The 10,910-nt window shown below is 50.2% G+C and carries 11 protein-coding genes and 2 pseudogenes; 10 read left to right on the top strand and 3 right to left on the bottom strand.

Annotated elements, in window-relative coordinates:
• Positions 1-185 precede the first annotated feature (185 nt).
• The 7 genes from K3T82_RS28015 (at position 186) to K3T82_RS27985 (ending at position 6,927) form a co-directional block, all read left to right on the top strand.
• Positions 186-569: a hypothetical protein gene (locus K3T82_RS28015; protein WP_220196834.1), complete on the top strand. Its 384-nt coding sequence runs from the start codon at positions 186-188 to the stop codon at positions 567-569.
• A gap of 67 nt (positions 570-636) precedes the next feature.
• Positions 637-1,473, top strand: a complete 837-nt coding sequence (locus tag K3T82_RS28010; RefSeq protein WP_220196833.1) for a hypothetical protein — start codon at positions 637-639, stop codon at positions 1,471-1,473.
• Positions 1,470-1,937 carry a hypothetical protein gene (locus tag K3T82_RS28005; RefSeq protein WP_220196832.1) on the top strand — a complete coding sequence of 156 codons (468 nt, stop codon included), beginning with the start codon at positions 1,470-1,472 and terminating at the stop codon, positions 1,935-1,937. The genes K3T82_RS28010 and K3T82_RS28005 overlap by 4 nt, the downstream gene beginning before the upstream one ends.
• Before the next feature lie 635 nt (positions 1,938-2,572).
• Positions 2,573-3,655 carry a ParM/StbA family protein gene (locus tag K3T82_RS28000; protein WP_220196831.1) on the top strand — a complete coding sequence of 361 codons (1,083 nt, stop codon included), beginning with the start codon at positions 2,573-2,575 and terminating at the stop codon, positions 3,653-3,655.
• Positions 3,656-3,958: a hypothetical protein gene (locus K3T82_RS27995; protein ID WP_220196830.1), complete on the top strand. Its 303-nt coding sequence runs from the start codon at positions 3,656-3,658 to the stop codon at positions 3,956-3,958.
• Between the two features lie 454 nt (positions 3,959-4,412).
• Complete coding sequence (locus K3T82_RS27990) at positions 4,413-5,060, top strand: hypothetical protein (RefSeq protein WP_220196829.1); 648 nt, start codon at positions 4,413-4,415, stop codon at positions 5,058-5,060.
• Positions 5,061-6,486: 1,426 nt separating this feature from the next.
• Positions 6,487-6,927, top strand: coding sequence for a hypothetical protein (locus K3T82_RS27985; protein WP_220196828.1), 441 nt, complete (start codon positions 6,487-6,489; stop codon positions 6,925-6,927).
• Between the two features lie 94 nt (positions 6,928-7,021).
• Here the strand turns inward: K3T82_RS27985 and K3T82_RS50165 are convergent.
• Positions 7,022-7,247: pseudogene (locus K3T82_RS50165) on the bottom strand (helix-turn-helix domain-containing protein); the annotation flags it as partial.
• A 9-nt stretch (positions 7,248-7,256) separates the two neighbouring features.
• Here K3T82_RS50165 and K3T82_RS27975 point away from each other — a divergent pair.
• Positions 7,257-7,430 carry a hypothetical protein gene (locus tag K3T82_RS27975; protein WP_220196827.1) on the top strand — a complete coding sequence of 58 codons (174 nt, stop codon included), beginning with the start codon at positions 7,257-7,259 and terminating at the stop codon, positions 7,428-7,430.
• An 8-nt stretch (positions 7,431-7,438) separates the two neighbouring features.
• Here the strand turns inward: K3T82_RS27975 and K3T82_RS49250 are convergent, their stop codons facing one another.
• Entirely contained in the window at positions 7,439-7,564 is a 126-nt protein-coding gene (locus K3T82_RS49250; protein WP_268886684.1) for a hypothetical protein, read from the bottom strand.
• 164 nt (positions 7,565-7,728) lie between these two features.
• Between K3T82_RS49250 and K3T82_RS27970 the strand changes: the two genes are divergently transcribed.
• A complete protein-coding gene (locus K3T82_RS27970; RefSeq protein WP_220196826.1) occupies positions 7,729-8,391 on the top strand; it encodes a winged helix-turn-helix transcriptional regulator in 663 nt (220 codons plus the stop codon).
• Positions 8,392-8,538: 147 nt separating this feature from the next.
• Here the strand turns inward: K3T82_RS27970 and K3T82_RS27965 are convergent.
• A pseudogene (locus K3T82_RS27965) lies at positions 8,539-8,871 on the bottom strand (DUF3224 domain-containing protein); the annotation flags it as partial.
• Between the two features lie 873 nt (positions 8,872-9,744).
• Between K3T82_RS27965 and K3T82_RS27960 the strand changes: the two are divergent.
• Positions 9,745-10,464: a peroxiredoxin-like family protein gene (locus tag K3T82_RS27960; protein ID WP_220196824.1), complete on the top strand. Its 720-nt coding sequence runs from the start codon at positions 9,745-9,747 to the stop codon at positions 10,462-10,464.
• Positions 10,465-10,910: the final 446 nt, after the last annotated feature.

The raw sequence follows: 10,910 nt of genomic DNA, 5'->3' as shown, positions 1-10,910 counted from the left end.
CGTGGAGAGGTAGCACGCTTACGCTTTTTTTGCCGTTGGAGGTGAAGGCCTTGACTGTTGTCGGATGTTGTGTGTATTGTACACTATCAATACACGCTCCAGGCGACGCCGATGCGTTACGTCTATGAGCCTCCTTACTCTTCTTCTGATCACTGCAAAGGTAGGACGAAAGCGGCTGTGTATATATGGAATTACTTCTCAAACAGCAGACAGACTATCAGGTAGATGTCACCTGTGACAACCAATGTTCCCATACGTTTGATGTGCAACCGTTGCAACTCCTCACGCATTGGTACGAGCGTCTTTCTCGTGATCCTATGGGCTATGGACAACGCCTCTTTCATGCGCTTTTCCCCGTGAACTCGAGAGCAAGCAACGTATTGAATGCTCATCCAGAGCACATTGTCCTCGTCACAACAGAAATTGATGCTGTTAATGTTCACGATCCTCAGGCCATTGTGCTTGTGGAGTTGCTTCAACAACTTCCTGGCCCATTGGTCAGTGTGCTCATCACATCGCGTATCCAGCTGGGTGGCCAGGAGAAGTCACACATGAACTGGGAGGAGTAACAGCAGAAGAAGGCCCGGCTCTTATGGTAATGTGCCCCTGAGCGTCAAGAATTTATTAGGAGTAGCAATGGCATTACGCATTTTTGTGTTACATGCACCAGAGGATTCAGCCTGTGCGGATCAGATACATCATAGTGGTCAAGCTCTAGGCTATCAGATCTGGCATATATCGCAACCACCCAAGCCTCACGAGACCATCTCTCCAACCAGTAGAGAACTCATGATTCTTGGTAGCGCCGCACTTCTTCTCGTATGGAGCCAGGCTGCCGCCCAATCAGACGAGGTAGAACGCCTGCTTCTCTTTGCGCAACGTTTGCAGAAACAGATTGTTGTGCTTGCGTTAGATCGCACGGTACTTCCAACCACATTGACTGTATCCCCTATTATCACGCAACTTCCCTGCGACCAGTGCATGGCGCAGCTTGGTCCATTACTTCCTCCTCCAGCGACCAACGATACATTACAAGCACTGGCAGAACAGGCCTCGCATGAGTATATTCGCGAGCGAAAGGCGGCCATTGAGCAGGCGGAACTGATGTTACAGCGCAATGAACAGAGAGAAGCCGTCCTCGCCCTGCTCGAACATCTGGCACGGCATGATACGATCACCAGCGTCCGCGATAAGGCACACGATGTGCTTGATCGCTATACACAGCCCGCATCACAACCAGTACAAACGCCATTGCCTTCAACACACATCCAGGATCAGCACGCTCTTTTTGGTGTGCGTTGTAAACATGGGCATGTCTCCTATTTTGACAAACGGTACGTCTGTAAAGCGTCTTCCCCGGTTCCGCGAGGTCACATCCAGCGCGCAGGGAAAGAGTTAGATGAACTCATTCTTTCATGTACAACATGTGGGGAGACCATCATTGCCCACGTTGACTGTGAAGGATATAAATGATGAACAATCAGCAAGAACCGGTCGAAATCCAGGACACCCAGGACCTCTCGGAAGAAGGGAAGCAACTTGTCCAGATTTTCACTGACATGAAAAGCAAACAGCTTGAGTTTCTCGATGAAGCGAGCAAAAGCCTGATTGAGCGCATCGCGACCTTCCTGGCAGTCCTGTTTGCCGTTACCGCATTTAGCAATAACTTTCCGCCTCCCTATCTCAAAGGAAATATGCCAGCAAAAATTATGGTGATTCTCACACTCATTCTGTATCTGCTCGCGATGGCGGCGGCGCTTCTGGCAAGTCAGCCGAGACTCTACACGATTCCTCGCTATAATGTCACGGAGATGGGCAAAAGGTTGCAAAATATCACAACATATAAAATGCGACGTTTGCGACTGGCTGGTATCCTGTTCGCGCTCGGCTCTCTTGCCCTCGCGATACTCATCATCACGATCATTTTGGAACTGTGACGATTCTCTACGGCGAAAGCCTGCTTTAGGAAATGACGGTGGAGAAAAGAAAAATCTTCCAGCGTTATCATTTTCATGCCTTGATTCAGCCATTTGATAGCTACGCACTACGCTCTTCAATGGCTCATCATTTTATGATGCCGCCGCCAGGCTTTTCTGATGAACTACCAGATATAACAGCAATGTATCAGATACTGAGACTTGATTACTGATTTTGACAAGACCTCAAGGAACAACATTTCTCACAAAGGAGCGAATGAGATCTATGCTTGCTCTCTCTGACCTGCGTCGTGCCTGGAACCTCTCACCTATCATGAGAAGTAGCTGCCTGCCCTCATCTCGAAGAAACCAGATGCCTTGTGCTCTTGTCCACACTCTCCCTCCCCCTCCCTCCCTCTCTCTTGCCTGCCCCTCTCCTGCCTCCTGTGCAGAGGTATACTCAAGAACAGGCGATGCATGAGGAGAAGTGAGGGCTGAATCTATGAGTACATGTTCCACATATTGTGGGGCATGTACTCTATGTTCCTGTACTGATGGTATGTTGTAGCAGTTGTACATCGCTCTGTGGCATAGGTCCACCACTTTATGGAGCCTGTACATCAGAGTATGAGCCATGAGAAGGATGACTTTGAAGTATGCAGACCACGTTTCCTCTCTACTATGCCGGATTTGAGGTTGGTTCTGGGTTTGCGGGCATAAAATTGCTTCCCGCCGATGTGCTGACGCTGGCGCAGGACCTTATCACGCTTCCAAGCTTTCTTGCGGATGGCGAGGTTGCTACGCTTCTCAAGGGCAGCGATCCACATGACAGACTCGCCGATGTGCTTCAGCCAGGCGACTATGTACTCTCGCTAGAGGATCATACTTACTTCCTTGGGCGTTTGCTCGCGCATGGCACCCATAGCCATAACGCGTTTAATGACGAGCGCCGGTACTGGTCTGAGCATGCCCAGGTCCTGTTACTTTGCCTGGCATGTCTGCTGATTCCCGAGCGTTGTTTTGAGTTGCGCCTGGTGACGGCATTGCCGGTGAGCCTCTACGAACGCACACGGCGGCAACGCGTCAGGCAGGCGCTCTCGCGGCACTACCGCTTCAGCTTCAACGGGCGGAGTCGTGAGGTCGTCGTCAAGTGCGGCTATGTCGCGATGGAGGGACAGGGTATTCTCATTCATTGTGGAGATGAAAGCAGTCAGCAGGCGGTCATCGATGTGGGGGAACGCACCACCGATCTGGTGGCTGCCGACGGACAGCGGTTGCTCATCCCGTTGTGCAAAGGCGAACAATTCGGTGTTGGTCAGTTGGTGGAGGATCTTCAGCAGTTAGTTTGGAAATATCATCGTAAGCTCCCAATTGAGAAGGCGCATGCGCTGCTGGGTGCCTATGCGCATCATCAATCCTATCCGCACATCGCCACTGGGACAAACGACCTGCCAGGTGAGGAGATCACCGAGGTGATTACAGGCTCGCTCAAGCGTCTGACACGTTCCCTGTCCTCATTTCTTATTGGGACGTGGAATGTGGAAGGGGCTCCCGCCGGGACGCAATTTGACAAGATCTATCTTGGCGGCGGAGGGGCCTATTACTTTGAAGATATGATTCGTCAGGCGTTGCAGGAATGTCAGATCGTCACGGTGCCTGATCCAGAGCATGCCAGTATCTGTGGATATGCCGAACTTGCCGCCTCTCTGGATGAGAATCGCTGGCAGGAAGGAAACTAAATGCGCAACGATGATGATGTGTACTGGAACACGAGCCTGCCCAGGCTGCATGAAGCCTTGCAAGCGCTCGATACCTTTTGCAAAGAGTGGGGAGGGCTTAGCCGTGCCGAAGCCACCCGCCGCATTCTCATCGAGTGGGACAGGCTTCGCCGGGGCAAAGATGTCTCCGCCTGGGCACCCGCTACCTCGGCCCAATGGGTGATGCCTGTTCCCCAGGAGCAACAACGAATGCTGCCGCCTCCTCACAAACCAGTCAGGGCGAACCAGGTTGCCAGAGCCGCGAGTCGGGTGCTTGATGAGTAGCATTCGTTCCTGAATAGCACTGTGAACAGATAGCAAATCAGAAAATTAGGGAGTTCGTTGGATCGTGGCATCATATTGACCTCTTTGCTGGAATATGATGCTACCATCCATCGAATTCCCAGTTGCACATTGTGGGCCATAATAGCTTCATTTACAAGTCTAGGGGATTTGTTGCCTTATTTGCTTGCTTAACGCTGCCTTGGCCTGAAATATATGCGAGGATTTCTTAGCTTTATATAGGTAAAAGAAAATGCATCCATAATAAAGAGGGAGAATTAAGGTATAATACAAGATACATGCGTAAAAGTGATAGTTCATTGCTACGAAAGTGAATAAGATCTATGTTGATATAGCATTCATGTCATGAACATCAATCTAGTACATTGAGGCAGAGAAACATCCGGGATAGAATAGGAGAAAGAAAAGCAGCTGTTGTCGGAGAAAGGAGAGCCGTATGCGGACAGTGAGACCCGTCAGTGAAGCGGAGATGGTTGCCCTCTTTCTGGCCACTGAATATCCCTCCTCACGCACCCATCAGCACATCTTGCAGGTCTTACAACGAGAAGAATGGCCGCCACGCCTCATTGAACAGCCGAACCTTCACGATGCGCAAGAGAATGCCCAGCGCCGGAGCATCCTGAGAGCCTATCGAGGATATGGCAAGACTCCAGACTCCTTTGAGAGCTTGCCTCTCGACGTAGAGTACCTGGACTACTTTGAGGGTTTTCCGCTCGACGTGCGGTGGGAACGGGCCATGCTTTCCCAGCAGGAGTTGGAGCAGGTCCAATACATTGAGTACGATTACTGGGTTGAATTGTCTGGGGGATCGCGTTTGCCTCGTGATGCTCGCAAGAAGATTCTGGCTGGAGATGAAGTGTTTGGGGTCAGCCATCAAGGGGTTCTCCAGATGGCAGAAGCCTTCCATGCGGGGGTTCAGTTTCCGACGTTGATCTTGGTGGGGAAGAACAGGGAAAGTCCGCTCGTGGTGCTTGAGGGGCATATGCGCTTGACGGCGATGGTGCTCGCTGCTGAGTGTATTCCCACTGAGCTTGAAGTCATGGTCGGGTTTTCTGAACAGATCGAGCGTTGGGGGTGTTATTGAAGCATTCGGGGGAAACGACGAACGGGGCGCCTACATACGGAGCGAAGATTACTCGTAACTTGGGGATCGCCTACCATCCGCGAGGATCAAGGCGACGGAGTGGCAATAGGAGCGAGTCACCTTGTGACGGTGCGAAGTGCCACAGGAGGCCAGACTCAGGAAACGGCGGTTGACCTGGATGGGTCAAACAGACCATCGTGGGAGTCGCGTTGAAAAGACGCAGGCCTCTGGAGAGCCTGGTGCATGGAAATCGTGCATGCCATGGTTCGGAGAAGGGCCGTTGGAAAAGGACTGATGCAAATCAGTACCTCGCTGGCGGCCTATCCTACCACCCAGTGCCTCTCGCAGTAGGAGTATAAATGAAAACAATGCTAACATTTGCTAGCATTTTTCAATACTGTTTGTAGTCGGACTCCTGGCGCTTAAAATCTAGGATCTAGGTGTGGTGGTAAGTTGGTTGTTAGTGGCCGAGAAGATCAAGATGCGAGATTATTTGTAGTAATTTCCCTTCCTTCTTGTTGTGTTTGCTTGAGGGATTACTGCGGTCATGTGGAACGAGGCTTGTGTAGCAATTCATTGTAGCGCTTGTAGGAGCATCCTCGAATGATCGATAGACATGACAGGAGCAATCTAGACTCAAGTACTAAAGAGAAAAAACATGAGTCTTCCCGCCATACGAAAAATCCTTTGCCTGGTCATGCTTTGTGTGATCGTCGCTGTTGTCTTCGTCATGGGAACGACAGCTAACGCCTCCGCAGCAAGCCTTACCCCAACATAGGAGAAGGAGCAATATTATGTCCTTGAGAAGCAAATGCGTTGCCATCCTCTTTCTGAGTGGGCTACTCGCCTTGTTGCTTATGGGTAGCTCTCCAATGTCAGCTTCTGCTGCCAGTACCAGGGCTTGTGTACACACAGAGGCTCTTGGAAAGCACCAGCCGGTCCAAGATGGCCCTGGGTTTATAAAGTACTACGGTGAACATCGTTGGTCCGACACACCCATCAGACAGTATGAGAAATTCGTCATACATAGACTCGTTTATCGTTGTCTCTATGCCGAATGCGCCAAATGGCATGGAACATTAGTACCCAGCCCCTACGGCGGATACCTATGTAACGTGGGCATGCTGGGAAGCCTTAATTTTTACGACTCTTGCAGTATAATGATATCGCGCTCGTAGAACTACTTCACTGATCCCGACAGCCGTACTTTCCAAGATGGTTCGAGCTGGTGGAAGCTGATCGCAATTTCCATCGTCAGGAAGCGGAAACGAGGCATGGATGCAAGGGAGTGTGCAACTTGTCCATGTTCTTTGAGATGAGTTTGCCTGATGATATATACGTAGTAAGTGTTTAGTGCTTTGGTTGTATGTTCTGATCGCGTTTGTTGTTGACCCTTGTCCCCTTGGCGAGGAGAAGGAGCAATATCATGTCTTTAAGAAGCAAAAGCGTTGGTCTCCTCTTCCTGAGTGGGCTACTCACTCTATTGCTCATGGGTAGTTTTTCCATGTCAGCTTCCGCTGCCAGCGCCAGGGTGAGCGTTTCCACGAAGGCTCTTGGAAAGCACCAGCAGATCCAAGACGGTCCCTTTGGGGATCAGCAGTATGGCAGGTCCTTCGAACCGAACACGCCCATCCTCCGTTCGTATGTGGATCGATACATAAAGTACCAACTCGACCAGCCTAACCGTTTATATGACTACTACAAGGCGATACTGCGGGAGAAACAGAGATACAATTGCCTCAAAACCGGGTGCATGCAACTGGGTGGGCATTTGGTACCCTATGAAACAGCCTACGGCCGCACGTATTACGTCTGTATGGTGTCCTCCGATACCTCTATTGCAATGTCCTCTAGCAGCTGTGGCTGAGATTTTCCTTACCTTGGAGCAACGGCTGTGGATTGAGATAATACCAGTCAATCCAGGATGGATAACCGAGAATCCGTCTTGACGGCAGTGTGTTTCACGAATCCACCTCCAGCCGGTATCCTGGCCCACCGAATGGTGGTTATTCTGAAGGAATGACGATCTTCGGGAAAACGTTCGCGCAACCGATTGATATGCACATCCAGCGTTCGCTCGTTGCCAACAAAATTATAGCCCCAGATGTCTTCGATCAGTTGGTTACAGGAGAAGGTCCTTCCGGGCTCACTTGCCAGCTTGAATAAGAGCTCGAATTCTTTCAGGGGGGGTTACCCATGGTTGAGCAGTCCTACCATCCACGGACCAACATCGTGATTGTCGGGGAAAAACAGGAGTATTCTATGCTTCTCCCGCTGATCCACAATGATCGCTTTGACGTCTTGTATGTCGCCAGCGTTACTCCTGAGCATCTGCCATGGGCTTCTCCGGCGTTGGCGTGTCTTAGCTAGCGCTGGGCTCATACCGTGCAACAGGTGCGCCATCTTTTCCCACAGACACCTATTATCCATATGATGAGTCCAAGCGCCAATACACCCAGACCCGCGATGTCTCCCACCCAGTGCAGAATATGTACCGTTTTCATAAAACCATTTTCCTTTCTGTTCAAGCAGAGGAAAGCATTTTTCCGCTCTCCATGGAGCCGTGTTTTGTCATGGCCTGCGCGCATTTGCTACAATGAATGTACAGGAGGCGTGCGATGGGAACAAGTACGCAATTCTATGTGACGGGAAAGTCGAGTCAAGAAACATGACACGTGTCAAAAAGACCACGGTGTGCCCAATCGGAGGAGTGGGGGTGGGAGGCAAGTGGATGTTCTGGATCTGGCATCATCTGCTCAGCGGAACCAAACGCTTCGGCGAATTACAGCGGCTCATCCCGGGAGCCAGCCGACAGATGCTGACCCAGGAGTTACGGGAATTAGAGCAGATAGGAGTGCTGCGCAGAAAGGTGTATGTACAGGTCCCTCCAAAGGTGGAGTACTCACTTACGGAATTGGGATGGCAAGCAGAGCCGGTTGTGCGCCAACTTGAAGCCTGGGGGAGATGGTACTGCGAGCAGGTTCATCTGGAGTTTGATTGGATGGTCAGCCTGGGAGGCAAATGGACGTTTTGGCTCTGGTATCATTTGCTCAGTGATCCCAAATGCTTTAGCGAGTTACAGAAGCTGCTTCCCGAGATCAGCCGACAGGTACTTACCTTGGAACTGCGGAAATTGGAACAGATGGGTGTGCTCTACCGGCAAGCCTCTTCTGGGAAAAAGACAAAGGGAGCATACACGCTTACAGAATTGGGACGAAACTCAGAGCCGATCCTGCGTCAGTTCTATGCCTGGGGCAGGTGGATTTGCGAGCAGCTTGACCTGGACTACGATTGGCCAGTGCTGGATGAACCAGTGGCGCGTGCGAGCTAGCAAGGAAACTGCGATTCTGGGCCTTTTCTCAGCCCAGGGCCACAGTTCCCTTGCGCATTCATCAGGTTATTTTGTCTCTTCAAACGTATAATCGAATGGTAGAGAATAGATCTCCTGATGGAGGTCGCTGATCAGCGTTGCCTGTCCGCATAGACCACTCAGTTGATCTGTGCCTGATCCAGGGAGCACCATCAAGGTCATCTTAAGCTTCCCATGATCAAACGTGCCTATTTGTTGGAAGACAAAACTGCCCGACCTTCCATCAACACTGCCTGTCACCTTTTCCAGCGCAATCGTGCTGCCTGTAAGATTCTTGTTCTCGGCAATGAGATACTGAATACTGCCTTCCCCTTCAATGATGCCTTCATAGCGATGAAGGATCTCCACGCGGAAGAGGTTCGTGCCTGAGACTTCTGTTTTGTCATGCCATGTTTTCCGCTGCCAGTCTTTGACTGAACGGGTAGTATTTGCTTGTATCACGATGTTTTTCTCTCTTCACGATGTATTTGAACTTTATCTTCAAAAGTTCATACAGGAAATGTACAAGAGAAAGAGAACGTACACAAGTACGTAATTTTATGTGACAAAGCAGAACACCGTGCTCGCGAGATGAGAAATCCATGAGCATGATACGATCTTCGCCATACATTTGCCCGCATCACTCCTTGATCCTGCTGCCTATGATCTGGATTACCGTTGCCTGGGCCTGGAATAAAAGCGTACTCAGTTTTTATCTGTGTGACAGTGGGTTGGGCATTAACGAAAAAGATCTGCCGCACATCTTTGACAAATACTATCACAGGTCAGCGGGAGTGATTGAACGGGAAGGGAGGCCGAAAAATCAACGGGACTTGGTCTTTATATCTGTAAGGAACTGGTGTTGCGACATGGTGGAAGTATAGCAGTGCGCAATCTCCCTCCCTAAAGGGGGATGTGAATTTTCTTTTTGGGTTGCCCTCTTCGCATGCTAAAGAATCACGATCTCCTCCACAAAACAATCTGGCAATTTTCGAGAGATGAATATTTTTTGTCACGCGGCTGTCACGTTTTGAAAGACTCAGTTGTCCCTTTTCCAGAAGCGCAGATACAGAAAGCGACTGATAACCGTCGCTTTGGAACATCTGCTGCTCGATCCAGTGGCGTTCTATCACGTTTCACTCAATATCGAGCCTTATGTATGTAAACATTGATCTCATGTGAGATTTGCTAAAAAACACCATCTATAAGGTAAAGAAAGAGTAGAACATAAAGCATCTCCCAAAGCACATGGATAGGGCGGGTAGCTCGTTCCCGCTTCTCGTACAGGCTGGATAATTAGCCACACAAGTCAAAGACAGAAAAAGGAAAAAGAACATGACGCCTAAAGAACAAATTGCAAATACCGTTCTCTCGATGTCTCCTCCAAGCGACCTTCCTCTCCAGGAACAGCTGGATATATTAAAGGATCAGGTCTACAAGCTTATGCCAGAGGATGCAGCAAAGGAGTCGCAGAAAACCCTTGAATCCCTGGTGAATTCCGGTATGGTGGAAAAAGCCCTGAAGGAAAATAATCTAGCGCCAGATTTTACGCTTCCCAATGCTCTGAACCAACGCGTCACCCTCTCACATCTGCTTGAGCAGGGACCGGTTGTGCTGGTCTTCTATCGTGGTGGATGGTGTCCCTTCTGTAATCTGGAATTGCGTGCCTACCAGAAGTTGCTACCAGAGTTTCAGGCCCTGGGAGCAACGCTTGTTGCCCTTTCACCCATGCTGCCAGATCATAGCCTCACGATAGCGGAAAAACAGCATCTGACCTTCTCGGTCCTCTCAGATGTGGGCAACCTGGTGGCACGCCAGTTTGGCTTGGTCTTTCAGATGGATGAACAAACACGTAAGCGACGCGCTCGACTGGGCGGCGCGAATCTGCCAGAGTACAATGGCGACGATTCATGGGAAGTGCCCATTCCAGGAACCTTTCTGATTGATCAGTCCCGCACAATCCGTCTGGCTTTCGTCGATGCAGACATCACCCACCGCCTTGAGCCATCAATTGTGCTCGCACGATTGAAAGAACTGAAAGGTGAAGCAGAATAGCACATCTCTGTGCGTGGATGGTTTCCGACAGAACGCTCCGTTGAACAAAACGCATTCTGTTCCTCATGTGCGAACACGGCACAGCTACCATCTTTCCCGCGAGGTAGATGCAAATGTCTCGCAAGGGGTGATCATAGCTTCTTGAACTATGAACATTTCTTGCTATTTGTAGACATTTAATGCTCTTAACTCATCTGCTATACTTATTGCTAGTACGGCGAGTTACGTCGGAATGTACGCCTGTGGAGATCCTGTAAGACCTGGGAAACCAGGCAGGTTGTTCGTTGAAGCAGGAACCGAACACCAGATATGGCTTGTCCATATGTGGGTAAGTTTCGGATAACGGTACCGGGATGCTGTTCACCGAATCTGAGGGAAACCCAGGATACGTGGAAAATGCTCTCACGAGGATCTCGCTTCCGAGAGTGTTTTCCACGTGTCCTGGG

Origin of the sequence: Ktedonospora formicarum (assembly GCF_016587355.1) — a bacterium.
Classification (GTDB): domain Bacteria; phylum Chloroflexota; class Ktedonobacteria; order Ktedonobacterales; family Ktedonobacteraceae; genus Ktedonobacter; species Ktedonobacter formicarum.
The sequence above is the reverse complement of the archived record's forward strand: the minus strand, read 5'-3'. Positions and strand labels throughout refer to the sequence as shown.